Below are 25,365 nucleotides of genomic sequence, written 5' to 3' on the forward strand. Positions count from 1 at the left end.
ATGCCCCTCGACCACGGCGTCGTGGGCGTGCCGGGCCCGTCGCACGAGCGCTCCTGGACCTCCGCGGAAACCTTGCTGTACGCCGTGGGGGTGGGCGCCGGCCTGGGCGACCCGCTCCGGGAGCTGCCCTTCACCACCGAGAACTCGGCGGGCGTCCGGCAGCGCGTGCTGCCGACTTTCGCGGTCCTGGCCGCCCAGGCGCCGATCGGCCGCAGCCTGGGCGATTTCAACCCGGCCATGCTGGTCCACGCCGAGCAGGCCTTCGAGCTGCGCCGGGAACTGCCCCCCGAGGGCCGGGTCCGCGTGACCGGCACGGTGACCGGGATCTACGACAAGGGGTCGGGTGCCCTGGTGACCAGCGAGACCAACGCCGTGGACCCGGAGACGGGCGACCGGCTGATCACCAGCCGGAGCTCGGTCTTCATCAGGGGTGAGGGCGGGTTCGGCGGCGAACGGGGCCCTCGTGACGAGTGGGCGGAGCCCGACCGTGCGCCGGACCACAAGGTGACCTGCCCGACCCGGCCCGAGCAGGCACTGCTCTACCGCCTGTCCGGGGACCGCAACCCGCTCCACTCCGATCCGGCCTTCGCGGCGCGGGCGGGGTTCGAGCGGCCGATCCTGCACGGCCTGTGCACCTACGGGATCACCGGCAGGGCGCTGCTGCACACCGTGGCCGATTCGGACCCCGCCCGCTTCACGGCGATGTCCGGGCGCTTCAGCAGCCCGGTGTTTCCGGGGGAGCCGCTCACGGTCTCCATCTGGGTGGACGGCGGCACCGCGCTGTTTAAGACCGTGAAGGACGACGGGACCGTGGTGATCGACCGTGGGCGGGCGACCTTCCGGGACGGGTGACGCGCGCCGGACGCCTTCCCGCGCCGGGTGGCCTGACTTCCCGCGTTGAAGTGCGGTGGAGTGCCCTGGCTTCCCGCGCCGGGGTGGCCTGTGAGGCGGATCCGCGGAGGCGCCGACCCGGTCACCGGTCGTCGGGGCCCCGCAGCGGGCCGAAGCGGCTGATCAGCTCAAGTGCGGCCTCGATGACCCGCTCGGCCTCCTGCTCGGTCTCGCAGGTGACGACCTCGCGGCCCGCCTCGCCGATGACGGTGGTCAGCACGGCCACCGTGAGGCGGTCCATCGGTTCGTCGCCCGCGCCGAGCAGGACGGCGTTCTGCCGTACCCAGTCGCGGCCCCGGGTGCGGCGCATCAACTCGAAACCGGGCGGTCCGTCGCCGTCCATGAACAGGCGTGCCAGGTCGTGCCGCTGCCAGGAGCCCTCCAGGAAGGCGCGCGCCCCGGCGACGAACAGCTCCAGGGGGTCGGTGACGCCGGCCTGCCTGGCCTTCGCCACGGTCGAGGCCGCCTCCTCCTCGTGCGCGGCCTGGTGTTCCTCCCACAGGGCGAGGAACAGCTCGGTCTTGCCGCCGAAGTGGTGGTAGAGGCTGCCCACGCTGGAGCCCGCCCGCGCCACGACGTCGGCCACGTTGGCGTCGGCGAAGCCGTTCTCGGTGAAGACCTCACCGGCGGCCTGGAGCATGCTCCTGCGTGTCTCTGCCGTACGGCTCCATTCCCATGAGCCGCTCCTGCTCGGCGCCTTGCGTGCCATGGGTCTCCCTCTGCGGACGTCTGTCCCTCCATGATAACCGAAAATTCTAGAATTAGGTTCCAGTTTTTGAGGTCGCGTCCTTGACAGCCGGACGGGTGTGAACGCAGTCTGGAATCCGTTCCTAGAGTTGAATTCTAGAAATTTGTTGCCCCGCTGTGGCATCCCTTCCGGCCAGAAAGGCGCCCACCATGGTCGACTTCTCGCTCAGCACCGAAGAACGGCAGATCCGCGACACCGTCCGCTCCTTCATCGAGAAGGAGGTCATGCCGCTGGAGCCCGAGGTGCTGCGCAACGAGAACGCGGGACGCCCGGGTGTCGACCCCGACGTCCTGCGCGAACTCCGGCTCAAAGCCAAGAAGATGGGCTTCTGGGGGATCAGCACCCCCGAGGAGTACGGCGGAGCCGACCTCGGCCCGGTGATGTCGGCGATCATCGTGATGGAGATGGGCCGGACCTACGTGCCGTTCAGCTTCGGCGGGACGGCCGACAACATCCTGTACGCCGGGAACGACGAGCAGAAGAGGCGGTATCTGATCCCGACCATCGAGGGCGAGCGCCGGTCGTGCTTCGCCATCACCGAGCCGGGAGCCGGCTCCGACGCCCGCAACATCCGCACCCGGGCCGTCAAGGACGGCGGCGACTGGGTCGTCAACGGCGAGAAGACCTTCATCACCGGCGGCAGCGAGGCCGACTTCGTGATGGTGTTCGCGGTGACCGATCCCGAGCGCGGCGCGGCCGGCGGCGTCACCTGCTTCCTGGTCGACCGCGACATGGGCTGGAAGTCCGAGCCGATCCCCACGATGGGCGAGTGGGGTCCGGCCTCGCTGGTGTTCGAGGACGTCCGGGTGCCGGAGGAGAACGTGCTCGGGGAGGTCGGCAGGGGATTCGAGCTCGCCATGCAGTGGATCGGGCAGGGCCGTTACATGATTCCGGCCCGGGCGATCGGCTCGGCCGAGCGCATGCTCCAGATGGCCGTCGACTACGCGAGGATCCGGCACTCCATGGGCCGGCCGATCGCGGAGTACCAGGCCATCCAGTGGATGATCGCCGACTCCCAGGTGGAGATCGAGGCGGCGAAGTGGCTGACCCTGTACGCCGCCTGGCAGGTGCAGCAGGGCATGGACGCCCGACACGCGTCCTCGATCGCCAAGCTCAACGGTGCGATCATGGCGAATCAGGTGGTCGACCGGGTACTGCAGATCCACGGGGGCATGGGCTACACCAAGGAGTTGCCCATCGAGCGCTGGTACCGGGAGCTGCGCCTGCTGCGGATCTTCGAGGGCACCGACGAGATCCAGCGCCGGACCATAGCCCGCAACCTGCTCAAGGGCCACGCCCGTCTCGGCACCATCGGAGAGTGACATGACCGCCAGCTCCCAGACCGCCGGCGACGGCGGTGTCCGCGCGCTGTTCAACCCGGCCTCGATCGCCCTCGTCGGGGCCACCGACAAGTCGGGATGGTCGATCAGCACGTTCGTCAACCTGCGCACGCACGGTTTCACCGGCCCGGTCCACCTGGTCAACCCGCGTGCCGGCACCGTGCACGGCCAGCCCGCCCATCGAAGCCTGGCCGACGTCCCCGGGCCGGTCGACCTGGTCTACGTCATGGTGCCGACCACGGCGGTGCTGTCCGTGCTGCAGGAGGGAGCCAAGCTCGGCATCCGCAGCTACGTCATCCTCACCGCGGGCTTCGGCGAGGTCGGTGAGGAGGGCGGCCGGCTGGAAGCCGAGATCACCTCGTTCGCCCGGGAGCAGGGGCTGACCGTCCTGGGTCCCAACGGCAACGGCTACATCAACGCCGCCGCGGGCATCACACCGTACGGCCTGCCCATCCCCGCACCGCTGCTGCGCGGCTCGGTGGGCGTGGTGCTGCAGAGCGGCGCGCTCGCCAGTTCGGTGCTCGGTTTCGCACAGGCCCGCAACGTGGGCATCAGCCTCCTCACCTCGATGGGCAACGAGTCGCTGACGACGGTCACCGACGTCGTCGACTACCTGATCGACGACCCCGACACCAAGGTCGTCGCCCTGTTCCTGGAGTCGATCCGCGACCCCGCGGACTTCGCCCGGACGGCCAGGAGGGCGTTGCTCGCGGGCAAGCCGATCGTCGCGCTCAAGATCGGCCGCAGCGGGATCGCCTCGCGCGCGGCCCAGGCCCACACCGGCGCGCTGGTGGGCGACGACGACGTCGTCGACGCGGCCTTCCGGCAGTTCGGCGTCATCCGGGTCCGCTCGATCGAGGACCTCATCATCACGGCGGGCCTGCTCGCCGCCGCCGGTCCCCTGCCGGGACGGCGGATGGGCGTCGTCACCCCCTCGGGCGGCGCCTCGGAGATCATCGCCGACCGGGCCGAGGAGGAAGGGCTGGAGCTCCCGCCGTTCGCCCCGCAGACGGTCGCCCGGCTCACGGAGATCGTTCCCGGGTTCGCCACCGTGCAGAACCCGCTCGACGTCACCGGATATGTGCTGATCGACCGGACGCTGATGAACAGAGCGCTGGAGACCGTGGCCGCCGACCCCGGCATCGACCTCGTCATGCTGCTGGCCGAGTCGCCCCGAGTCGCCCCGCCGGACCCGGCCCCCGCCCTCGCGTTCTACGCGGAGAGTGCCAGACGCATCGCCGAGGCACCGCTGCCCGTCGTGGTCGTGGCCAACGTGCTCACCGACGTGACCGAGTTCGGCCGTGCCGTACAGGAGCAGACCGGTTTCCCGCACGTGCTGGGCGGCATCGAGCACGGGATGCACGCCATCGGCGCCGCGGTGAGGTGGTCGGAGGCCCACCGCGCGGCGCGGGCGACCGCCGGAGCGCGGGACGTCGCGGGCGGGCCCGGGGCGGTGGCCGGGGATGGGCCGCCGCCGCGGGCGGAGGCGACCGGTGTATGGGCCGAACGCCGGGCGGCCGCCCTACTGGCCGGGGCCGGCCTGCCGGTCGTGCCCTCCGAACCGGTCTCCGACGCGGACGCCGCGGTCGCCGCCGCCGAGCGGTTCGGTTACCCGGTCGTGCTCAAGGCGGCCGCGGAGGGGCTCGGCCACAAGAGCGACATCGGCGGGGTGCGGCTCGGCCTGACCGGCCCCGACCAGGTCCGGCAGGCCTTCGACGAGGTCGCCGCCGCACTCCACGCCGCCGGGGTGCGGGAGGCGGGAGCGCTGGTGCAGCCGCAGCGGAGTGGCGGGGTGGAACTCCTCGTCGGCATCCTGCGCGACCCCGACTGGGGCCTCACCCTGACCGTGGGGTTCGGCGGGATATGGGTGGAGGTGCTGCGGGACACCGCCCTGCGGATCCTGCCCGTCGACACGCAGGAGGTACGGCGCGCCCTGGGCGAGCTGCGCGGGCACCGGCTGCTGACGGGCGCCCGCGGCACCGAGCCGGCGGACCTGGACGCCGTCGCCGACGTCGTCGTCCGGATCGCGGCCCTCGCCACGAGCCTGGGGGAGCGGCTGGAGTCGCTGGAGGTCAACCCGCTGCTGGTGCGCGGATCGCAGGTCGAGGCCCTGGACGCGCTGGTCACCTGGCGTGACTGAGCGCGGTGAGTCCGCGCTCAGGACGACGGGCGGGAGGCAGCCGGCCGCCGGTGTCCGCCGGGTCACGGGCGCCGGTTGGCCAGTACGAGGGTGGCGGCCGACATGAACATGCCGCCGTTGCCGAGCACGACGCCGAGCTCCACGTCCGGAACCTGGGCGGCGGCCTCACCGCGTAGCTGGCGTACCGACTCCAGAATGGCGAACATGCCGTACATCCCGGTATGGGTGTAGGACAGCCCACCACCGTTGGTGTTCATCGGCAGTCTGCCGCCGGGGGAGGTGTGGCCTTCGGCGATGAACGCGCCGGCCTCGCCGCGCCCGACGAAGCCCATGTCCTCCAGGCCGTAGATCGGCACGTGGGCGAACGCGTCGTAGATCATCAGATGGTCCACGTCCGCGTGGTCGATCTTGGCTTCGGCGAACGCGGCCTCGCTGGAGCGGCGGAACGCCTTCGAGGTGGTGAAGTCCTCCATCTGGGAGACGATCGGCGAGTCGGCGGACTCGCCGGTGCCCAGCACGTGCACCAGCGGCTTGCGGACGCCCAGGGCCCGCGCGCGTTCCTCGGAGGTGACGACGAGCGCGCCGCCGCCGTCGGTGACCAGGCAGCACTCCAGCAGATGGAAGGGGTAGGCGACCATCCGGGAGGCGAGCACGTCGTCGACGGTGATCAGATCGCGCATCATCGCCCGGGGGTTGAGATGGGCCCAGCGGCGCTGGGCCACCGCCACCTCCGCGAGCTGCTCGTGGGTGAGCCCGGTCTCCTTCATGTGGCGCAGCGCGGTCACCGTGAACGTGGTCGCCGGACCGAACACCCCGTACGGCAGCTCGAACTGTCCGAGCAGTGAGTCGGCCCCCAGCCCGAACCGGCCGGCGCCCACGTGTGACCGGCCGGACTCGCCGTGCGTGATGAGCACGGTGTGGCAGAGTCCGGCGCGGATCGCCGCCACGGCGTGCCGTACGTGGAACAGGAAGGACGAGCCGCCGACACCGGTGCCGTCGAGCCAGGCGGGTGTGACGCCGAGCGCGTGGGCGACCTGGACGGGGCCCGGCATGCCGACCGCGGCGACCCCGTCGACGTCGTCCTTGGTCAGCCCCGCGTCCGCCAGCGCGTTGCGCGCGGCTTCGAGCTGCAGTCCGATGGCCGAGTAGTGGGGGAGCTTGCCGAGGTGGTCGGTCTCCGCAGCCCCCGCGATGACGATGTTCAACGTAGGGCTCCTGCCGGCTCGAAGAGAGGGACGCGCACGTCGCCGCGCTGCTCGAACACGACGCGGAGCGGCATGTCGAGCCGTAGGTTCTCGGGCGTGATGTCGACGCCCACGATGTTGGTCATCATCCGCACGCCCTCCTCCAGTTCGACGACGGCGATCGCGTACGGCCCGTCGTCCTGGAAGCCCGGAGCCGGACGGTGGTTGATCACGTAGGAGTAGAGCGTCGCCCGGCCGCTGGCCGTGACCCATTCGACGTCTCCCGACCCGCACCGGGGGCAGCTCGGACGTGGATAGAAGTAGTGGCGGGAGCAGGTCAGGCAGCGCTGGACGCGGAGTTCTCCCGCTGCGGTGCCGTCCCAGAACGGCTGGGTGTCCGGCGTCGGCTTCGGAGCGGGCTTGGGTGAGGTGGTCATCGTTCTCCTCGGGGAGAGCGTCATTCCAGATTCTAATTCTAGAACCTGACTCTAGAAAAAACTGGGAGAAATGGGAAGACCGCCGCGCCGTGACTCTGGCCGTCTCCGCTGGGCCTCGGATGGAACCTCGTTGCGGCGTGCCCGCGCCGGGCGCCGGGGCGGGCCGGGTGGCGCGCTCCCCGCAGGGTGCGCGGTGGACTTTCCGGGGTCGTGGATGTTTCCCCGATGTGACGCGGGTCGCACAACCTCTTGACGTGCCGGGTGGGGTGACGGAGGATCTCAGAAAATAATTCTAGAGTTCCCTTCTAGAAAATCTTCGCTGGGTCGGCGACGGACTACAGCTTGAGAGGCCGTTCATGAGGCTTTCCTACGTACGCGAACTCGACGAGTACCCCACCGGTGCCCGCCGGATGAAGATCCTCACGATGGCCGTGCTGGCCATCCTCATCGGGTCATACGAGGCGCAGATCGCACCCCTGGTCCCGCTCCTGCTGAAAGACCTGGAGATGAACCTCGCCACCTACGGCGCGGTGTCCGCGGCGGCGGCGGTCACCGGCGCCGTCGCGGCGGCCGTCGGCGGCCGGCTCACCGACCACCTGGGCCGCGTGCGCCTCCTGGTTCCGCTCATGATGCTGACGGCCGTGTGCTGCTTCGGGATGACGCTGGTGCACAGCCCGCGTGACCTGCTGATCGCACGGATCGTCCTCGCCTTCGTGGACGGCGTCGCGATGGCGAGCACGGCCCCTCTGGTGCGTGACTTCTCCCCCCGGATGGGCCGCGCCCAGGCTTTCGGCTTCTGGACATGGGGACCGGTCGGAGCCAACTTCATCGCCGCCGCGGTGGCCGCCTGGACACTCCCGATCTTCGACAACTCCTGGCGCTCCCAGTTCGTCATCATGGGCTGCTTCTCGCTGGTCATCTCGGTCGTCATCGCCGTGAACATCGCCGACCTCTCACCGGAACTGCGGGCGCGCATCCAGCAGACCGAGAACCAGACGACGCGGGTGGTCGACATGTCGCGGCCGCCGCGGGCCCGCTCCCTGTTCGGCCACCGCAGCATCTGGGCGCACGTCATCGGCATCTCGCTGTGGCTCGTCCTCTATCTCACCCTCACCCTGTTCGGCCAGATCATGCTCGTGGAGAGCATCGGGGTCACCACCGCGCAGGCGTCCGCCATCATGGCCGCCTTCTGGATCCTCAACCTGATCACGCTGATCATCGCCGGCCGCATCTCCGACCGCACCCAGCTGCGCAAGCCGTACTCGCTCATCGGGACGGTCTGCGCGGTGCTCGTCACCGCCTACCTCGCCCACAGCCTGGGTGACGACTCGGTCACCTCCGGCCAGCTCATGGTCGTCGGAGCGCTGCTCGGCGGATCGCTGGGCGTCGCCTACGCGCCGTGGATGGCGAACTACTCCGAGGACGCCGAGGACGTCGACCCCCGGCTGCAGGGCACCGCATGGGGCCTGTTCGGCTTCCTCACCAAGATCATCGCGGTGGGCGGCCTGCTCGTCATCCCGCAGTTCGTGGCGGCCACCAGCTGGCAGAGCTGGCTGCTCGTCTCGCTCGGCTGCCTGGTGCTCTTCATCCCGGCCATCTTCCTCTTCAACGGACCCTGGCGACGCCCAGCCGTCACGGCGGCGGGCGTCGTGCCCGTGGCGGTCGCGAAGAACGAATGACGGCCGGCCGCGGCTACCCGGCGGGCCGCGCGCCGCGGTCGCAGGGGATCGACGACCGCAGCGCGGTGATGAAGGCGGCGATGGCCGGGTGGGCGGAGGCTCCCCGGCGGAAGGCGATCTGCGTACGGCGGCGCATCGGCAGTTCGGTGAGCCGGACGCCGGCGGGCGGATCGGCCGCCCCCAGCTCCGGTACGAGCGCCACGCCCTGGCCCACCGCGACCATGGCCAGCACGGTGGCGAAGTCGTCGATGTGATGGCGGACCCGGGGCGCGAATCCGGCGGCCTGGCAGGCCCGCACCGTCATCGTGTGGCAGAGCGTGCCGGGGCTGGAGGCGATCCAGGCGGCGTCGCGCCGCCCCGCCAGGGAGTCGTCCTCGCCGCCGCAGGGCGAGCCGGAGGCGAGATACATGGGCTCCTCCAGCAGGGGCTCGGTCTCCAGGGCCAGATCGGTGACGGCGGGGACGAAGTCGTATTCGTGGACGAGGGCGACGTCCAGATCACCCGCCCGGAGCCGGGGCGCCACCTCGGCCGGGTCGATCTCGTCCACCATCGGCTCCAGTCCGGGATGGTCACGGCCCAGGGCCGCGAGGGCGGCGGGCAGGATGGTGCGGGTGGCGGTGGGGAAGGCGCCGACCCGGACGCTGCCGGCCAGGCCCGCGTGCGCGGCCGCCAGTTCGGCCGAGGCCTGCTCCAGCCGCTCCAGTACGGCTTCGGCGTGCCCGACCAGCGCGACTCCCGCCGGGGTGAGCCGCACCCGGCGGCCGGTCCGTTCCAGCAACGCCACCCCGGCCTCCCGTTCCAGGGCCGCGAGTTGCTGGGAGACCGCCGAGGGCGTGAACGTCATGGCCTCGGCGACGGCCGCGATCGTGCCCCGGTAGGCGAGTTCGCGGAGCAGGCGGAGTCGTCGTACATCGAGCATCAGTTCAGCTTAATGGTCTCGGAAGAAAACGGAACTGGACCTGCATGGTCGATGCCGCGAGGCTGGGATCATGACATTTCGTGGGGTTTACGTTCCTCTGATCACCCCGTTCACCGAGGACGGCGAGGTCGCCGTGGAGGCGCTCGACGGTCTGGCGCGCGCCGTGCTCGACGAGGGAGCGGCCGGGCTGGTGGCGCTCGGCACCACCGCCGAGGTCGCCATGCTCGCCGGCGAGGAGCGGCAGGCGATCATCGAGGTGTGCGCGAAGGCGTGCCAGGAGCGAGGGGCGACGCTGGTCGTCGGCGCCGGGACCAGCGACACCCGTGGCTCCGTCGAGGCACTGCGCGGGCTCAAGGACCAGGCGGACGCCGCGCTGGTCACCGTGCCCTCCTTCGTCCGCCCCTCCGAGGCCGGAGTGCTCGCCCACTTCACCGTGCTGGCCGAGCAGAGCCCGGTGCCGCTGATCGTCTACAACATCCCCTACCGGACGGGACAGTCCGTTGGCGCGGACACCCTGCGACGGCTGGGCGAACTGCCCATGGTGACCGGCGTCAAGCACGCGGTGGGCGGGGTCGACCAGGACACCGTCACCCTGCTGGCGGACCTGCCCGAGGACTTCGCCGTGCTCGCCGGGGACGACCCCTTCTTCTCCGCCCTGCTCGCCCTGGGCGCCTCCGGTGGCATCCTCGCCTCCGCCCACCTGCGCACCGGCCGGTTCGTCGAACTGGTGGAGGCCTGGAGCTCCGGCGACGTCGCCCACGCCCGCGCGCTGGGCCACCGGCTCTCCGCCATGTCGGCGAGCCTGTTCGCCGAGCCAAACCCCACCGTGGTCAAGGGTGTGCTGCACGCCCGGGGGCTGATCCCCACCGCCTCGGTCCGGCTCCCGCTCCTGCCCGCGAGCCAGGCCTCGATCGAGGCGGCCGCCCGCCTGCTGTGATCACCGGGGCTGGCAACCCGGACACCAGAAGAGGTTGCGGCCGGTGAGCACCTCGGTGCGGATCTCGCCGCCGCACAGGAAGCAGGGCAGCCCCGAGCGGCGGTAGACGTAGACCTCGCCACCGTGGTCGTCGACGCGGGGCGGGCGGCCCATCGCCTCCGGTGTGTGCTCGGCCCGGACCGTGTCGATCCGGCCCACCCGCACCCCGTCGGCCATCAGCGACACCAGGTCCGACCAGATGGCCGTCCACTGCACGTGGGTGAGGTCGCGGCCGGGGCGGGACGGGTCGACGCCCTGCCGGAACAGCGCCTCGGCGCGGTAGATGTTGCCCACGCCCGCGACGACCGACTGGTCCATCAGCAGGACGCCGATGGAGGTGCGGCTGCGGCTGATCCGCCGCCAGGCGAGCTCCGGATCGGCGTCGGCCCGCAGGGGATCGGGGCCGAGCCGATCGTGCAGCGCCTTCTTCTCGGCGGGATCCAGCAGTTCACAGGTGTTGGGGCCGCGCAGGTCGGCGTACTCCTCGGTGTTGCGGAGGCGGAGCCGTACCGCGCCCGTCGGCACGGGAGCCGGAACCGGGCCGAAGGCGTTTCTGCCGTAGATGCCCAGGTGCACGTGGAGCCAGCGGTCGTCGTCGAATCCGAGCAGCAGGTGCTTGCCGTGCGCGTCGGTCTCCCGGAGCACCCGGCCGTCGATCTGGCGGGCTCCGGCGGCGAACCTGCCCTGCGGGCTCTCGGCGCGCACCGCTCCGCCGCCGAACACCTGCCGGTGCTGCGCGGCCAGGCGATGAATCGTGTGTCCTTCGGGCATCGTCCACCCAGGATACGGTCCGGCCGAATGCCGTGCCTCCCCGGAGGCCACCTGAGGCGGGGCGCGGGATCAGAGCCAGCCGTATCCCTCGGCGATCAGCGCGGCCTCCGCGCGGGTGCTCGCGCCCGTCTTGCCGATGGCCGAGGACAGGTGGTTGCGCACCGTCCCGTTGGACAGCCGCAGGGCCCTGGCGACCTCGGCCACCGTGCCGCCGTGCCGTGCCTCGCGCAGCACGTCGCGCTCCCGGGCGGTCAACGGGCTGGAACCGCTGGCCAAGGACTCGGCGGCGAGGGCGGGATCGACCACCCGTAGGCCGGAGTGCACCCGCCGTACCGTGTCGACGAGGTGCTCCGGGGACGAGTCCTTCACCACGAACCCCGACGCGCCGTTCTCCATCGCCCGAGCGAAGTAACCAGGTCGCCCGAAAGTCGTACATATAACGACACGGCAGGCGGGGAGGGCGGCGCGTAGTTCCGCCGTGGCCGCCAGGCCGTCCATTCCCGGCATCTGCACGTCGATCAGCGCGACATCGGGACGGGTGCGCCGTGCGGTGTCGAGGACCTCGTCACCCGTCCCGACCTGGGCGACCACCTCGATGTCGGACTCCAAGGCCAGCATCGCGGCGAGTGCGCCCCGGACGAGTGCCTGGTCGTCGGCCAGCAGCACCCTGATCACGCGCGACTCGCCCGCAGCCGGAAACCGCCCTGGGGGAGCGGACCTGCCTCGATCCGCCCGTCGACCGCGCGGAGCCGTTCCGCGAGCCCGGAAAGCCCGTTCCCCGACCCGTGCGAACGGGCGGGCGAGCGGCCGTTGTCACGGATCTCCAGCGACGAGTCGCCGAGCCGTATCTCGCACCTCAGGGCGCCACTGTGCCGGATGACATTCGTGACGCCTTCACGGAGCACGTACGCGAACGGCTCCCGCAGGTCGGCGGGGACGTGGTCGGTGGCCGGCGGCAGAGTGGCCTCGATCCCCGCCGCCCGCAGCGCCTCCCGCGCCCCGACCAGCTCCACGGCGAGCGACGGCCTGCGGTGACCGGAGACGGTCGTACGGATCTCGGCGTGCGCCTGGCGGGAGAGCCGTTCGACGTCGTGCAGTTCGGTCACCGCCCGCTCGTGATCCGTCCCGCTCTCCAGCAGGCGGCGGGCCAGACCGGCCTTCACCGTGATCGTCGTGAGGCTGTGCCCGAGAACGTCGTGCAGGTCTCTGGCCAGACGGGCGCGCTCCGCCGCGGTCGCCAGCGTTTCGATCTCCTCGCGGGCCTGACTCAGCTGGATGAGCAGCCGGATCAGCAGGACCAGGGCCACCGGGGTGACGGTGCTCGGGATGACGGCGAGCGCGGCGCTCCAGTCCACCGAACCGGTCGTCACCAGGAGCGCGGTCAACTGCGCCACCGCGACCACCAGTCCCAGCAGGAGACCCCAGCGTGCGGGTAGGAGCCATACGGCCGCGGTGAGCGCGTAGGCGAGGTGGCCCAGCTCAACCGGATTCCCCCGCAGTGCGGCCACGCCGACGCCCAGTGCGAACAGCCAGCCGACCAGCACCATCCGTTCGCTGGGAGGCCTGCCGATCCCGTAGGCCATCGCGACGATCCAGCTCGCCCCGTAGACGACCGTGACGACGACGGCGGCGACGTGCACGGGCCCGGCGTGTGGCTGGACGGCGGCGTGCGCGGCGGTCCAGAACGGCCAGACCAGGAACAACGCCAGCACGACGATGCCGCGGGCACCCGCCAGGCGGTTGCCCGACCGGGAAATGTTCCAGCTCGGCCACGCCCTGGCGCCGAACAGGTCCTGTTCTCGCATGAAATCACCCTAGTTCCCGGCGTGCCGCCCGGCCCGCCCACTCTCCCGCCATCGAAGTCCGCGACCGGTCGCGCCGCTGAGCCCCGCGACCGCTCGCGATGCTCAGCGGCGCGCGCTGTCTCGCCGATAGCGGGCGACGACGGCCCCGCCCAGTGCGAGCGTGTAAAGCGCCAGCACCGCGACCGCCTGGCCGAGCCGGCCGCCACCGGTGGCCGCCCCGTGACCTATCTCCGCCAGCCAGTAGCTCGGCAGCAGCTCGGCGACACTCGCGAGCGCCCCCGGGAAGTCGCTGACCGGGATGAACAGCCCGCCGACGAAGCTGAGCAGCAGCAGGACCCCCCCTTGGTAGGTCTGCACGCCCTGCGCCGAGGCCACCTGGCCGATCAGCAGGCCGAGCAGGGCGAACGGCACGGTACCCGCCCAGATGCCGAGCACCACCTGAAGCCAGCCGGTCACCGGCAGCTCCACACCCGACACGAGCGCGGCGACCAGCGACACACCGGCCACCGGGGGAAGCGCCACCAGCATCGCCACCGACGCCTTCGCCGCCAGATATCCCGCCCCTGTCAGCGGGGTCAGGCGTAGCTGACGTTGCCACCCCGCGCCCCGCTCCACCGCCGTCCGGGCCCCGGTGTCGAGCGCCGCCTTGAACGCGCCGAAGGCGGCGAGGCTCCCCATGACGTACGGGACGGCGGCGTGCCGGGTGGCGACTCCGAAGACATTGGTCAACAGGAGGAACAGACCGACCGGCAGGGCGACCGCGAACACGAGGAACTTCGAGTCGCGCAGTGCCCGCCTGATTTCGAACACCAGGTATCCGGTCCTCATCGCACAACCTCCGTGTCACGTGTGGTCACCTGCAGGAACGCCTCTTCCAGGCCCAGCGCGCGCACCTCGACGTCATGGACGGCCGGGAACCGCGACAGCAACTCCCGGAGGACCAGGTCCGAATCCGCGCAGCGCAGGTCGGCGCGGTCGCCGCGGAGCTCCACCCCGGTCACCCCGGGCAGTCCTCGCAGCTCGTCCAGGCGGGCACCCGGAACGACGGCACGGATCGTGCGCCCGCCGACCGCGGAGATGACGGCGGCGACCGGGCCGTCCGCCGCGATCTTTCCGGCGTTCAGGAGGACGACGCGGTCCGCGTACGTCTCCGCCTCCTCCAGGTAGTGGGTGGCGAACAGTACGGTGCGGCCGGTCTCGGTGAAGACGTGCATCGATCCCCAGAAGTCGCGGCGGCTGCCCACGTCCATCGCCGACGTCGGCTCGTCGAGCACCAGCAACTCCGGGTCGGAGACGAGCGCCATGGCGAACCGGACCCGCTGCTTCTGACCACCGGAGAGCCGCGCGGAACGACGCGCGCCGAGATCCTCGACCCCGGCCCGGCGCAGGGCCTCCTGCACCGGCAGCGGCGTGCGGTGCAGGGAGGCGACCATGGCCAGGGTCTCGTGGACGGTCACGTCGTCGAGCAGCGCCGTCTCCTGGAGCATCGCGCCCACCGCGCCCCTGCGCATCGCCTCCATGGGAGTCTCGCCCAGCAGTCTCACCTCGCCGGTGTCCGGCCGGGTCAGGCCGAGGATCATGTCGATCGTCGTGGACTTGCCGGCGCCGTTGGGGCCGAGCAGGGCCACCACCTCGCCCGGCTCGATCAGTAGGTCGATCCCGTTGACGGCTTGGACGTCGCCGTAGTGCTTACGGAGGCCGCCGACGGCGACCGCGTGTTGTCGTCCCTGTTTCATACCGCAAGCCTCGGCCCTGGACGGGCCCTCTCCCTCGGCCGTCTGTCACGATCGGCCCAGGACAGATGTCATGGCGTCGCCGGCACGGGGGAGGCGCATCGCCGGGCAAGGGCGGGGGGACCGGGTGCTCCGGTTTCAGCCGGCCCGGTGGCGAAGGAGGGCGTGGGCCGACCAGGCGAGGGCCGCTCCGGCGGCGTAGGCGGCCAGGTCGGCGATGCCGAAGGCGCTGCCGAGCACCAGTCTGGCGAGCACGCCGGTCTCCGACAGCGCGGCCGGGACGGGGGTGAGCTGGGCGAATTCGACCACCCAGCTGAACGCCAGGGCACCGAGCGCGGCCCGGCCCGGCGAGACGCGGGGCCATACCAGCACGACCAGCGCGTAGACGAGAACGGTGTAGAGGGCGTCGCCCGCGTACTTGCCGAACCAGCCGCCGGTGACGGCACGGACGGTCAGCCCGGTGGCGACGGTCACGGCGGCCGTGACCAGGGCGGGCAGGCGGCTGCGGAGGGCGGCGGGCAGGCGAGTGGGGAGCGGGCGGGGATCGGGGGACACCGGCTCACGATAGCGATCGCCCGGCCGTACCCGCTCGTTCCCCAGGCTCCGTGCCCGCCCGGCTCCGCTCGTGCCCGTGTCTGCTCGTGCCCTGTGCCTGCCCCGCGCCTGCTCGTATCCGCCCGGCTCTGTTCGCGCCCGCCTGTGTGCGGGGAGCTCAGGTGAGCTGCCACACCACCGGGAGCTCCTGGTTCCCACCGTCGCTGGAGTAGTCGTGCGCCACCTCCAGCAGTTCGCCCATCCGGGCCTGCCAGGCGATGTTCACCGGCAGGTCGGCCAGCGAGGCGAGCAGCGCCTGGTAGTCGTCACAGTCGATCACGTGGAAGAGCTCCTGGCCGCTGCGCCAGATCGTCCACTCGTGCGCGCCGCCCTTCCTGATCGCCTCCGTCAGCTCGGCGGGAACCTCCCGGTGCGCCTGCTCGTACTCCGGCTCCATCCCGGGCCTGATCCGGGTGTGCAACGCGACACGCATGCGGTTCCTCCATAGGTCGTAGCGTATTTATAGCAGTGACCCGATCTATTAATCGAAAATATGGCTATCCGTAGAGCGTGGAGTGTCCAGTCGGGCGTAAAGCTCCGATGAAAGAAGATAGTCGGGGCCTGTGGCGGGATCTGTATCTCTCGGTCCGAGACACTGCCGACCGGACCGGGCGGGGGCTCTGAGGTGGTCGAGCGACGTCGGTGGTCCATGAGGATCCAAGGCCGGGTTCGGGGCCCATGATCGGTCTTGGATCTGTCGCTTAGACCAGCCAGTCCACCTGGCCGGGAACGGGTGGTTTCTCCTCGGAGAAAAGCCTGTCCAAGGCCTCGATCAGTCGGCCGATCGCGGTCTTGGTCTTCGGAAAACGGTGCGGACCGCTGTAGAGGAGACCCGCGCAAGGTTGGCCGTCGTGGAGGCGTTGCGCCCGGAGGATTTCGAAATCCCGGACGTTCTCGGTGAGCAGGAAGCGCCGTTCCGCCACCGCCAGATCCAGCACCTGAGAGTCGGGCAGGCCCCGGCCTTCCGGGCGGTCGGCGAGCGCGACGACGTCATGCCCCCGCTCGCGAAGACTCTCAGCGAGCAGAGGCGAGAACATCTCGTCGAGCAGAAGCCTGTTGCTCACGAGGCCAGCAGTCCTTGCTCTCGCCTCCAGCGCTCCTCCGCCTTCTGTGCGGCGTCGTCGGCTGCGGTGATCTGTGTATCGATCTCGTCCGGGTAGTCCGACCAGTATCGGATCGCCGTTCTGATCTGGTTCGCAGGGAGCCCGGAGTATTCGGCGGTCATGGCCACGATCTCGTCGGCGGTCGCGTCGGGCTCGGCGGCGCGGGTCGCCTTGATCGCTCGGATGACCTCCCAGACATCGGGGCCGCCTGCCACTGCCGCGCGCCGGCCTGACGGCCCGGTCCGGAACATCATGCCTGGGTGTTCCTCCATCCGCAGGGCCTCGGTGATGAGGAGGTTGACGGCTGCGGAGACCGAAAGCCCAGGGTGCTCCATGACGAACTTGGCAAGTTTGTCCAGGACGGCGTCCTCGAACCGGACGGACCGTGGTGTCGGTGACATGACTACAATGTAGTGAAATGTAGCTGGCCTTGTCGGTCCGATCCGCCGGTACGGCCCGGCATGCGGGTACGAGTCGCAGAGGGCGCGCCGAAGTGCCAGGCAGCGAGATCGCTGGGACGGACCTGGAGGCCGGTACGTGCCGGCAGGCGCGGCTTGCCGGCGTACGTCCCCCGGTCTCCCGGTCCGGTCAGGGACGCGCGGGGAGGGCGGGGCCGTACAGCCAGGCGGCGAACAGCTTCTCCAGCGACCGGGTGGTACGGCGCGCGGCCAGCGCGGTGAAGTGCTCCGTCGTGACGGATCCGTGCCGGTGGCCGGCGGTCCACTCGCGCAGCAGCGCGAAGAACGGCGCGTCGCCCATGGCCCGCCGGAGGGCGTGCAGGGTGAGCGCACCGCGTTTGTAGACGCGCTCGTCGAACAGACGCGGGGCACCGGGGTCGGCGAGGACGAAGTCCTGGGGCAGGGTCGCGAGCCGGCGGTGCCAGCGGGCCGCCAGGCCGTCGGCGGGCTCGCCGCCGGAGGCCTCCGACCAGATCCACTCCGCGTAGGTGGCGAACCCCTCGTGCAGCCAGATGTCACGCCAGTCGGCCACGGTCAGGCTGTTGCCGAACCACTGATGGGCCAGTTCGTGCGCGACCAGCCGCTCCTCGCCGCGCACGCCGTCCACATGGTTCGTCCCGAAGACCGACATGCCCTGCGCCTCGACCGGGATCTCCAGCTCGTCGTCCACCACCACCGCCGTGTAGGACGTGAACGGGTAGGGGCCGAACCGCTCGCCGAAGACCGCCATCATCCGGTCCTGCCGCCCGAAGTCGTGCCGGACCCGGGAGGCGAGCCGGGCGGGGAAGGCCAGCCGCATCCCCGGAGCCTGCTCGGCCTGCTGGTAGCGGCCGATCTGGACGCTCGCCAGGTAGGAGGCCATCGGCTCGGCCTGCTCGTAGACCCATGTGGTCGCCGACGCCGCCCGCCGGGTGGAGACCAGCTCGCCGTTGGCGATCACCGTGTACGGCGAGGCCGCGGTCACCGAGATCCGGTAGCCCGCCTTGTCGTCCGGCCGGTCGTTGCACGGGAACCACGACGGGGCCCCGATCGGCTGGCCGGCCACGATCACACCGTCGGTGAGCTGCTCCCAGCCGAGCCCGCCCCAGTGGCTGGACACCGGCCGGGGACTGCCCGCGTAGCGGACCTCGACGCTGAACGGGCCGGGGCGCAGCCGTCCCGGCGCCACGTGGAGCTTGCCCCCGCGATGGGTGAACCGCGCCACCTCACCGTTGACCAGCACCGCGCCCACCCGGAACGGGCCGAGGTCGAGGGAGAGACGGTCGAGCGGCCCGAGCGCCTCCGCCGACAGGCGGGCGGTCCCGCCGAGCCGGTTGGCGGCGATCCGGTAGTCGAGGGACAGATCGTAGTGCTCCACCCGGTAGCCGTCGTCGCCGTGCATGGGGAAGTACGGCTTGCGGGGGGTCGTGCTCAGCACCACACCGGTGTCCTCTGCCATGTCCTCGTGCTCATGCCGTGTCCGCCCTGCCTTCATGTTCTCGGCGCCGCCGTGTCTTCTCGCCCGTCCGGCGACCGTGGCGTCCGCCCGGCCGATGCGGTCCACGCCGCGATCGGATTGCCGAACCAGCGGGTGCCCGGCGGCACCGACTCGCCACGCATGACCAGTGACGCCGGTCCGACCGTGGTGTTCTCACCGATCGTCGCCGCCGGCAGGACCACCCCGTGCGGGCCGAGCGTCGATCCACTCCGCAGCACGACAGTATCGATGCTCATGACGCGATCGTGGAACAGGTGCGTCTGCAACACGCATCCCCGGTTCACCGTCGCCCCGTCGTCCAGGGTGACCAGGTCGATCTCCGGCAGCCAGTAGGTCTCGCACCACACGCCGCGGCCGATCCGCGCGCCCAGTGAGCGCAGCCACAGGTTCAGCGGCGCCGTACCCAGCCAGACCTGGGCGAACCAGGGAGCGGCCAGCATCTCCACGAAGTTGTCGGCCAGTTCGTTGCGCCAGACGAACGGACTCCACAGCGGCCGGTCGCCGACCGTGATCCGGCCGAGCAGCACCCACTTGGCCGCGGTGGCGACCGTCGCGGCGAGCACCCCCGCACCGAGGAGCACCACGCCGCCCAGCAGCGCCGCGACCGCGGGGCCGTACGATCCGGCCAGCCACCCCAGCACGGCCGCCACCAGTACGGCGACCGCCACCGTGCACATCGCGGGGACGATCCGGCACATCTCGACGGCTGCACGGGCGAACTTCAGCCTCAGGGGCGGGTCGTAGGTGCGGCTGCGGTCACCGTCCTCCGCCGCGCGGCGCAGTTCCACCGGCGGCATGCCCAGATAGGACGACCCCGCCCTGGCCTTCTTCGGCGCGGCCGACAGCACCGCGACCAGGCCGTCCTTGGGCACCTTGCGGCCCGGCGCGGTCATCCCGGAGTTGCCCAGGAAGGCGCGTTTGCCGATCCGCACGTGGTCGATCCGGAACCGTCCGCCCCCCAGCTCGTACGGCGCGACCATCGTGTCGTCGGCGAGGAACGCCCCGTCCCCGACGGAGGTCATCGACGGCAGCGCCAGCACGGTGGACAGCTCCACGTCCCTGCCGACCTTCATGCCCAGGGCGCGCAGCCAGACAGGGGTGACCATGCTCGCGTACAGCGGGAACAGCCAGACCCGTGCCATCGACATCAGGCGGCCGGTGGCCCACGCCTGCCAGGCCTGGCGGCTGTGCACCGGATGATGACCGGCGTGCAGGCCCACGGCCAGCAGCCGCACCAGGGCCAGGATCACCAGGGCGAGGGCGGCCATCGAGGTGGCGGTGGCGAGCGGCACGCCGTACAGGAGCGCGGGCAGGGAGGCCGTCCCTCCGCTCAGGAGCACCGCGAGTCCGGGGACGGCGGCGACCAGCGGGACGAGGCTGAGCGCCAGTGCGGACACTCCGTAGCCGATCGCCCAGCGCCGTGAGCGCGGCGGCCGGTCGGCGGAGGATGCGTGCGCCTTGCCCGTCCTGGCGGCCGGCACGCCCGACCAGCGCTCCCCGGACGGCACCGCGCCCGCCACCGCCGAGCCCGGCGCCACCTGGGCGTTCTTGCCTATCCGGGCGCCCGGGAACAGAGTGCTGCGGGCCCCGATCGTGGCCGCGGCACCGATCTTGATCTCGCCGACGTGCACCCGGTCGCCGTCGATCCAGTAACCGCTCAGGTCGACCTCGGGCTCGACCGCCGCGTTCCGCCCCATCCTGAGCATGCCGGTGATCGGCGGCGCGGAGTGCAGGTCCGCGTCGCCGCCCACCTGCGCACCGAGCGCGCGGGCGTAGTGGGTGAGCCAGGGGGCACTGGCGAGTTCGGTCACACCGAGCTGTTCGGCCAGCCGCTCGGCGAACCAGAGCTTCAGGTGCGCCGCCCCGCCCCGCGGATGGGTGCCCGGTCTCAGCCCTCGGAGCAGTAGCCGGGCCGTGCCTGCGGCCAGCGCGATCCGCCCGGCGGGGGAGACGAACACGACGGCGCCCGCGAGCACCCACCACCACGAGACGGCCGGCGCCCACACCGCGCCGAACAGGTTGTTCAGCGCGGCCAGGCCGACCAGCCGGCGCAGCATTCCGGCGGTGAGCAGCGGTACCGTCAGGATCGCCTGCGCGACCGCGGCACGGCGCGGCACCGGCGTGACGACCCTGTCGGTGGTGACGATCTCGGGCGCGTCCAGCGCGGACAGGTGCCCGGCGAGGTCGGTCAGCGTCGGGTGGTCGTAGACGTCGCCCACGGTGACCGCCGGATACCGGGTCCGCAGCGCCGACACCAGCCGGGCCGCGGCGAGACTGGTGCCGCCCTCGGCGAAGAAGTCGCCTTCGACGTCGCCGAGGACGTCCTGCCAGCACGCGGTCACCAACGGGTCGATGTCGGGACGCCCGGCCTTCTGGCGTTTCGGCAGCGGCCACGGCAGGGCGTCACGGTCGATCTTCCCGGAGGTCCGGGTGGGAAGCTCCGCAACCAGGGCGATCCGCGGGACCAGCGCGGCGGGCAGCGCATGCCGCAGCCGATCCCTGGCGTCCTCCCGGTCGAACTCCGCACCGGCCACGACATAGCCGACGAGCAGCTGATGGCCTCCGCCGGTCGTGCGCACCGCGGCGGCCGCCCCGGCGACCCCGGGCAGGGTCCGCAGGGCCGCGTCCACCTCACCCAGCTCGATCCGGCGTCCACCGAGTTTGATCTGCTCGTCGGCCCGCCCGACGAAGATCAACCCCTCCGGTTCGGCCCGCACCAGGTCGCCGCTGCGGTAGGCCCGCTCCCAGCCCAGCGAGCCGAGCGGGGCGTATTTCTCGGCGTCCTTGACCGGGTCCAGGTAACGGGCGAGGCCGACTCCGCCGATGACCAGCTCACCCGTCTCACCCATCGCGACCGGCTCGCCGCCCGCGTCCACCACGGCCAGGTCCCAGCCGGTCAGCGGCAGCCCGATCCGTACCGGCCCGTCCCCGGTCAGCGGCGCCGCGCACGCGACCACCGTCGCCTCGGTCGGGCCGTAGGTGTTCCACACCTCCCGCCCCGGTACGGCCAGCCGCTCGGCCAGCTCGGGCGGGCACGCCTCCCCGCCGAAGATCAGCAGACGCACGTCGTCGAGCGTCTCGACCGGCCAGAGCGCCGCCAGCGTCGGCACCGTCGACACGACCGTGATGTCCATCTCGACCAGCCACGGCCCCAGGTCCATGCCGGTGCGCACCAGCGCGCGGGGGGCGGCGACCAGGCAGGCGCCATGCCGCCAGGCCAGCCACATCTCCTCGCAGGAGGCGTCGAAGGCGACCGAGAGCCCGGCCAGCACCCGGTCGCCCGGACCGATCGGGTCACGTGCCAGGAACAGCTCCGCCTCGGCGTCCACGAACGCCGCCGCACTCCGGTGGGTCACCGCGACCCCCTTCGGCCTGCCGGTCGAACCGGAGGTGAAGATGATCCACGCGTCGTCGTCCGGCCCCGGTCGCGCACTCGCAGAGGGTGCCCGCTGCCCGGTTCCCGGTCCTCCGGTCGCTCCCGGTTCCGGTTCCGATCCTGCGGTCTGCGGTCTTTCGGTCGCCCCTGGGTCCCGTCCCGCGGCTCCCGGTCCTTCGGTGGCTCCCGGTTCCCGTCCTGCGGTCTGCGGCCCCGGGGCCGCGGCCGGTACCCGGCCACCGGGTGCCGACGGTCCTCCGGCTCCGGGCTCCGACGGTCCGCTCCAGTCGTCGAAGACGGTGATCTTCCCGCCCTCGCCGACGACGACGAGCACCCCCGCCTCGGTGAAGACCAGCTCGGCCCGTTCGTCGGGATCGTCGGCGTCCACCGGGACGTAGGCCGCACCCGCGGTGAGCACGGCCAGGATCGCGACATACAGTCCGACGGTGCCCGAGGGGACCCGCACTCCGACCCGGTCGCCCCGCCCGATCCCGGCCTGTCGCAGCTCGGCGGCCAGCCGTACGACCTCGGCACGCAGTTCGGTGTAGTCGAGGCGGGTCCGTCCGTCGTCGAGCGCGGCGGCGTGCGGGTGCAGCAGGGTCGTCCGGTCGAGGATGTCCAGCAGCGTGCGGACCCGCGGCGCGACTCCGCCCGGAAGGACCGCCCGTGCCGGTAAGCCGATGTCCGCCGGTAACGCGCTCACGATTTCCCCTACCTGTCAGGCCACCCTGGCCGCACTGACAGCCTATGGTTCCCGCGTGAACACGCTTTGTGACAAATGCGTGTACGTCTGGTGAAAAGGCGCTGTCGTTCTTCAAGCGACGGCAGGCCGGGGCCCATGGGAAGATCCCGGGTCGCGGCCGGCCGGACGCGGGGTGAGATCGCTCACCGAACACCGCCCACCGGCGACATGAGCGTCGAGGTCACAGGTCAGGGGTCACCCGGCCGAAGAGCCGCCGGACCGCCACGGCCACCCATATCGTGCCCAGCCCCGCCCACATGGCCAGCAGCGGAACGTTCTCCGGCCGCTCGGCGTCCGGCCACAGCACCGGGAACGCCAGGGAGGCCGCGACAGCCAGCGCCAGCGCCACCGCCCACCCGGTGAGAATCCTCCGGGCGAGCGGCGAGGCGGTGTGCGCCGCCTCCTGCACCGGGGTGACCAGGGCCAGCAGCGCGGCGCCCGCGACCCCCGTCACCGGATGCGACAGGGCCACACCCAGGGCCAGTGACGCCGCACCCCCGGCGAGGGCGGCACAGCACAGGGCAGCCGAGCGCACCTCACCGCGCCGGAACAGCAGCCGGGTGTACGAACCGCGGGCCAGCCGCAGGGTGACCAGCGACTCGGCCACCCACATCGTCCAGTGGACCACCGCGATGGCGACGAAGACGGCGATCAGCGGGGGGAGCAGCGGCAGCAGCGCCAGCATCCGCCGGTTGCCCAGACCGGCCGGCAGCCGGGACACCACCCGGTACAGCGGGTTGCGCCGTTTGAGCGCCACCACGAGCAGTTCGCGTGCCTGGTCCATGCCGGGGTCGAGTCGCAGGACCTCCCGGAACGCCCGCGCCGCGTCCCGGGCGCTGCCGAAGGCCAGAAGGACGCGGCCGTACACCAGGTGTGCCAGCGGAGCCTCGGGGTCGAGCCGTACGGCCTCGCCCGCCACGGCCAGGGCCTGCTCCCTGTCGCCCAGCTCGCCGAGGGCCACGGCGAGGAAGCTCACGAGCTTGCTGTCGTGCGGGTCGAGGGCCAGTCCCCGCCGGGCGGCCTCCGCCATCAGCGGCCACTCCTTGCGGTCCCCGTGCAGCCGTGCCAGCAGCTCCCAGATCTGCGCCTGGTCGAGGTCGATCGCCAGTGCCGTCCGCGCGGCGCGCAGCGCCTCCTCCGGGCGGTCCGCGTAGTAGAGGACCTGACCTGCCATGTAGTGCGGGAACCAGTGCTCCGGGGCGAGCCGTACCGCCTCGCCGGCCTCGGCGATCGCCTCGTCCACCGCGCCGCGGGTGACCAGGGTGAGGGCGAGCAGGGCGTGCGAGACGACGTGCAGCGGATCGACGGCCAGGGCGCCGCGCAACTCCCGTTCGGCGGCCTCCGCCCGGCCCATCTGCAGCAGCGTCCTCGCCCGCTCGGCGATCGCGCCGGGGTTGGGCCCGTGGAAGTCCGTCGTGCTCACCGCAGGTCACGCAACCAGGGCAGCAGCTCGTCCCAGGCTCCGCTCTCGTTGGCGTGCAGCACGTAGTTCCGCGCGGTGCCCAGCCACTCCCGGACGGCCGTGGGCCGCATCGCCTTGGCGGCGGCCATCAGGTCGCCGGTGGACAGCGGAATCGGCCGGCCGGCCCGGATCGACTCGTGCAGCTTGGCCTCGACCGCCCGGTCCACCAGTCCCTTGAGGTCGGCGCCGACGAACCCGTCCGTGGCCCGCGCCACCTTGTCGAAGTCCATCTTCGCCTGGGGCTTGTCCCGGCACATCAGAGAGAGCATCGCCGCCCGGGCGACGGTGTCGGGCGGCGGCACGAACACCATCTGGTCGAACCTGCCGGGGCGGCGGAAGGCCACGTCGATGTACCAGGGCGCGTTGGTCGCCGCCAGGACGAGCACTCCCTCGTTGGCGTGCTCGTCCACCCCGTCCAGCTCGGCGAGGAACTGGTTGACGATCTGCCGGCTGTGGGCCTGGCGCATGTCGGAGCGGCGGGCCGCGAGCGCGTCCACCTCGTCGAAGAACAGCACGCAGGGACGGTTCCGGCGGGCCATGGCGAACGTCGCGCGCAGGTTGCGTTCACTCGACCCGGTCCACATGTCGAGGATGTCGGCCAGCCCGACGTTGACGAACGCCGCACCCAGCTCGCCCGCGGCGGCCCGCGCGAGGTGCGTCTTCCCGGCTCCGGGCGGGCCGTACAGCAGCACCCCGCCGCCGGCCCGCTTGCCGTACGCCGCGAACAGCTCCGGCTGCTGGGTCGGCAGCAGCAGCTTCATCCGCAGCGCCTCCTTGACCGTGTCCATCCCGGCCACGTCGGCGAAGGTCACCGGGGAGTGTTCGACCTCGGCGGTCGGCTCCACATCCGCCGAGCCGTACTGCCCGCCTGCGGCCTGCGGCTGCGCGTGCGGAGCGGGGATCACGGAAGGCGAGTGCGCGGCGGGGATCAGGGAGGGCGGTTGCGCGGGTGGGGCGGGCGCCGGGGAAGCCGGTTGCGCGTGCGAGACGGGTGGCGGGGTCTGCGGCTGCGCGTGCGGAGCGGGTGACGAGGACTGCCCTATGCCGAGCCGGTGGGCCAGCTCCGGGTCCGCCTGCGACGGATCGCGGGCGATGGAGTAGCGGTACCAGTGGGCGGCGGCCATCCTGTTGACCGGGAGCATCGCCTGGGCCGCGAGCACGCCTGCGCGCACCGGGTGCTCGGGCATGGCCAGGAGCGGGTCGAGCGCCGCCAGCGCCGCCTCGTTCTTGCCCTGCCGGACCAAGGCCTCCGCCAGGCCGATCGCGATGCCGTGATCTGCGGGGGAGAGCGCGAGCGCCGCCTGGTACTCGTGCTCGGCCTGGCCGGGATTCCCCGAGGCCAGCAGTTGGTCCGCCAGATGTCGCCGCAGCGGGAGGTTCTCCGGGGAGAGACGAGCCGCCTCGCGTAGCGCGTTCAGCGTAGCCTCATCGGTCACGTTGCCGGATCCTTTCCACAGCCAGACGGAAGCTTCACCTCAGTCTCGAGCATTCCGGCCATAGCGGAAGCCATGTAAGACCCCGCGCCCAAGA

Annotated in this window: 22 protein-coding genes; 5 read left to right on the forward strand and 17 right to left on the reverse strand. The window is 71.7% G+C overall.

Annotation, left to right across the window (positions count from 1 at the left end; genetic code table 11):
* Positions 1-852 (forward strand): MaoC/PaaZ C-terminal domain-containing protein, encoded by an 852-nt coding sequence (locus OHA77_RS35850; protein ID WP_406313696.1) that lies wholly within the window; start codon positions 1-3, stop codon positions 850-852.
* 121 nt (positions 853-973) lie between these two features.
* Here OHA77_RS35850 and OHA77_RS35855 read toward each other — a convergent pair whose 3' ends face one another.
* Positions 974-1,600: a TetR/AcrR family transcriptional regulator gene (locus tag OHA77_RS35855; RefSeq protein ID WP_326823766.1), complete on the reverse strand. Its 627-nt coding sequence runs from the start codon at positions 1,598-1,600 to the stop codon at positions 974-976.
* Positions 1,601-1,788: 188 nt separating this feature from the next.
* Between OHA77_RS35855 and OHA77_RS35860 the strand changes: the two genes are divergently transcribed.
* Both OHA77_RS35860 and OHA77_RS35865 read left to right on the forward strand, forming a co-directional pair.
* Positions 1,789-2,961, forward strand: a complete 1,173-nt coding sequence (locus OHA77_RS35860; protein ID WP_406313697.1) for an acyl-CoA dehydrogenase family protein — start codon at positions 1,789-1,791, stop codon at positions 2,959-2,961.
* A 1-nt stretch (position 2,962) separates the two neighbouring features.
* A complete protein-coding gene (locus OHA77_RS35865; RefSeq protein ID WP_406313698.1) occupies positions 2,963-5,119 on the forward strand; it encodes an acetate--CoA ligase family protein in 2,157 nt (718 codons plus the stop codon).
* Between the two features lie 62 nt (positions 5,120-5,181).
* On the opposite strand, the gene OHA77_RS35870 is transcribed toward OHA77_RS35865, so the two are convergent.
* Together OHA77_RS35870 and OHA77_RS35875 are read right to left on the reverse strand one after the other, a co-directional pair.
* Positions 5,182-6,324 (reverse strand): thiolase C-terminal domain-containing protein, encoded by a 1,143-nt coding sequence (locus tag OHA77_RS35870; protein WP_406313699.1) that lies wholly within the window; start codon positions 6,322-6,324, stop codon positions 5,182-5,184.
* Positions 6,321-6,740, reverse strand: a complete 420-nt coding sequence (locus tag OHA77_RS35875; protein WP_326823762.1) for a Zn-ribbon domain-containing OB-fold protein — start codon at positions 6,738-6,740, stop codon at positions 6,321-6,323. The genes OHA77_RS35870 and OHA77_RS35875 overlap by 4 nt, the downstream gene beginning before the upstream one ends.
* Before the next feature lie 356 nt (positions 6,741-7,096).
* Here OHA77_RS35875 and OHA77_RS35880 point away from each other — a divergent pair, with 356 nt between their 5' ends.
* Positions 7,097-8,419, forward strand: coding sequence for an MFS transporter (locus OHA77_RS35880; protein WP_406313700.1), 1,323 nt, complete (start codon positions 7,097-7,099; stop codon positions 8,417-8,419).
* Between the two features lie 13 nt (positions 8,420-8,432).
* Here the strand turns inward: OHA77_RS35880 and OHA77_RS35885 are convergent, their stop codons facing one another.
* Positions 8,433-9,338: a LysR family transcriptional regulator gene (locus OHA77_RS35885; protein ID WP_406313701.1), complete on the reverse strand. Its 906-nt coding sequence runs from the start codon at positions 9,336-9,338 to the stop codon at positions 8,433-8,435.
* Between the two features lie 70 nt (positions 9,339-9,408).
* Between OHA77_RS35885 and dapA the strand changes: the two genes are divergently transcribed.
* Positions 9,409-10,275 carry a 4-hydroxy-tetrahydrodipicolinate synthase gene (gene dapA / locus OHA77_RS35890; protein ID WP_406313702.1) on the forward strand — a complete coding sequence of 289 codons (867 nt, stop codon included), beginning with the start codon at positions 9,409-9,411 and terminating at the stop codon, positions 10,273-10,275.
* On the opposite strand, the gene OHA77_RS35895 is transcribed toward dapA, so the two are convergent.
* The 13 genes from OHA77_RS35895 to OHA77_RS35955 form a co-directional block, all read right to left on the reverse strand.
* Positions 10,276-11,085 carry an Fpg/Nei family DNA glycosylase gene (locus OHA77_RS35895; RefSeq protein ID WP_406313703.1) on the reverse strand — a complete coding sequence of 270 codons (810 nt, stop codon included), beginning with the start codon at positions 11,083-11,085 and terminating at the stop codon, positions 10,276-10,278.
* Positions 11,086-11,154: 69 nt separating this feature from the next.
* The gene (locus OHA77_RS35900) at positions 11,155-11,760 is read right to left on the reverse strand and encodes a response regulator transcription factor (protein ID WP_326823757.1); all 606 of its coding nucleotides are present in this window, start codon (positions 11,758-11,760) and stop codon (positions 11,155-11,157) included.
* Positions 11,757-12,890, reverse strand: coding sequence for a sensor histidine kinase (locus tag OHA77_RS35905; RefSeq protein WP_406313704.1), 1,134 nt, complete (start codon positions 12,888-12,890; stop codon positions 11,757-11,759). The genes OHA77_RS35900 and OHA77_RS35905 overlap by 4 nt, the downstream gene beginning before the upstream one ends.
* 102 nt (positions 12,891-12,992) lie before the next feature.
* Positions 12,993-13,718, reverse strand: a complete 726-nt coding sequence (locus OHA77_RS35910; protein ID WP_406313705.1) for an ABC transporter permease — start codon at positions 13,716-13,718, stop codon at positions 12,993-12,995.
* Positions 13,715-14,626, reverse strand: a complete 912-nt coding sequence (locus tag OHA77_RS35915; protein ID WP_406313706.1) for an ABC transporter ATP-binding protein — start codon at positions 14,624-14,626, stop codon at positions 13,715-13,717. The genes OHA77_RS35910 and OHA77_RS35915 overlap by 4 nt, the downstream gene beginning before the upstream one ends.
* A gap of 135 nt (positions 14,627-14,761) precedes the next feature.
* A complete protein-coding gene (locus tag OHA77_RS35920) occupies positions 14,762-15,178 on the reverse strand; it encodes a DUF2809 domain-containing protein (protein ID WP_406313707.1) in 417 nt (138 codons plus the stop codon).
* Positions 15,179-15,335: 157 nt separating this feature from the next.
* A complete protein-coding gene (locus tag OHA77_RS35925; RefSeq protein ID WP_406313708.1) occupies positions 15,336-15,650 on the reverse strand; it encodes an L-rhamnose mutarotase in 315 nt (104 codons plus the stop codon).
* 268 nt (positions 15,651-15,918) lie between these two features.
* On the reverse strand, positions 15,919-16,281 hold the full coding sequence (locus OHA77_RS35930; protein WP_406313709.1) for a DUF5615 family PIN-like protein: 363 nt from the start codon (positions 16,279-16,281) through the stop codon (positions 15,919-15,921).
* Positions 16,278-16,721, reverse strand: a complete 444-nt coding sequence (locus OHA77_RS35935; protein WP_406313710.1) for a hypothetical protein — start codon at positions 16,719-16,721, stop codon at positions 16,278-16,280. Before OHA77_RS35935 ends, OHA77_RS35930 begins: the two co-directional genes overlap by 4 nt.
* 187 nt (positions 16,722-16,908) lie before the next feature.
* A complete protein-coding gene (locus OHA77_RS35940; RefSeq protein WP_406313711.1) occupies positions 16,909-18,321 on the reverse strand; it encodes a M1 family metallopeptidase in 1,413 nt (470 codons plus the stop codon).
* Positions 18,249-22,334 (reverse strand): Pls/PosA family non-ribosomal peptide synthetase, encoded by a 4,086-nt coding sequence (locus OHA77_RS35945; protein WP_406313712.1) that lies wholly within the window; start codon positions 22,332-22,334, stop codon positions 18,249-18,251. Before OHA77_RS35945 ends, OHA77_RS35940 begins: the two co-directional genes overlap by 73 nt.
* 220 nt (positions 22,335-22,554) lie before the next feature.
* Positions 22,555-23,796, reverse strand: coding sequence for a tetratricopeptide repeat protein (locus OHA77_RS35950; protein WP_406313713.1), 1,242 nt, complete (start codon positions 23,794-23,796; stop codon positions 22,555-22,557).
* The gene (locus OHA77_RS35955) at positions 23,793-25,271 is read right to left on the reverse strand and encodes an AAA family ATPase (RefSeq protein WP_406313714.1); all 1,479 of its coding nucleotides are present in this window, start codon (positions 25,269-25,271) and stop codon (positions 23,793-23,795) included. The genes OHA77_RS35950 and OHA77_RS35955 overlap by 4 nt, the downstream gene beginning before the upstream one ends.
* Positions 25,272-25,365 lie beyond the last annotated feature (94 nt).

It is taken from the genome of Streptosporangium sp. NBC_01639, from assembly GCF_045209755.1.
GTDB lineage: Bacteria > Actinomycetota > Actinomycetes > Streptosporangiales > Streptosporangiaceae > Streptosporangium.

Bases quoted from the DNA above. Each gene is read 5' to 3' on its own strand.
- OHA77_RS35850 (WP_406313696.1), top strand. From the start codon at position 1: ATGCCCCTCGACCACGGCGTCGTGGGCGTGCCGGGCCCGTCGCACGAG.
- OHA77_RS35855 (WP_326823766.1), bottom strand. From the start codon at position 1,600: ATGGCACGCAAGGCGCCGAGCAGGAGCGGCTCATGGGAATGGAGCCGT.
- OHA77_RS35860 (WP_406313697.1), top strand. From the start codon at position 1,789: ATGGTCGACTTCTCGCTCAGCACCGAAGAACGGCAGATCCGCGACACC.
- OHA77_RS35865 (WP_406313698.1), top strand. From the start codon at position 2,963: ATGACCGCCAGCTCCCAGACCGCCGGCGACGGCGGTGTCCGCGCGCTG.
- OHA77_RS35875 (WP_326823762.1), bottom strand. From the start codon at position 6,740: ATGACCACCTCACCCAAGCCCGCTCCGAAGCCGACGCCGGACACCCAG.
- OHA77_RS35880 (WP_406313700.1), top strand. From the start codon at position 7,097: ATGAGGCTTTCCTACGTACGCGAACTCGACGAGTACCCCACCGGTGCC.
- OHA77_RS35885 (WP_406313701.1), bottom strand. From the start codon at position 9,338: ATGCTCGATGTACGACGACTCCGCCTGCTCCGCGAACTCGCCTACCGG.
- dapA (WP_406313702.1), top strand. From the start codon at position 9,409: ATGACATTTCGTGGGGTTTACGTTCCTCTGATCACCCCGTTCACCGAG.
- OHA77_RS35895 (WP_406313703.1), bottom strand. From the start codon at position 11,085: ATGCCCGAAGGACACACGATTCATCGCCTGGCCGCGCAGCACCGGCAG.
- OHA77_RS35905 (WP_406313704.1), bottom strand. From the start codon at position 12,890: ATGCGAGAACAGGACCTGTTCGGCGCCAGGGCGTGGCCGAGCTGGAAC.
- OHA77_RS35910 (WP_406313705.1), bottom strand. From the start codon at position 13,718: ATGAGGACCGGATACCTGGTGTTCGAAATCAGGCGGGCACTGCGCGAC.
- OHA77_RS35915 (WP_406313706.1), bottom strand. From the start codon at position 14,626: ATGAAACAGGGACGACAACACGCGGTCGCCGTCGGCGGCCTCCGTAAG.
- OHA77_RS35925 (WP_406313708.1), bottom strand. From the start codon at position 15,650: ATGCGTGTCGCGTTGCACACCCGGATCAGGCCCGGGATGGAGCCGGAG.
- OHA77_RS35935 (WP_406313710.1), bottom strand. From the start codon at position 16,721: ATGTCACCGACACCACGGTCCGTCCGGTTCGAGGACGCCGTCCTGGAC.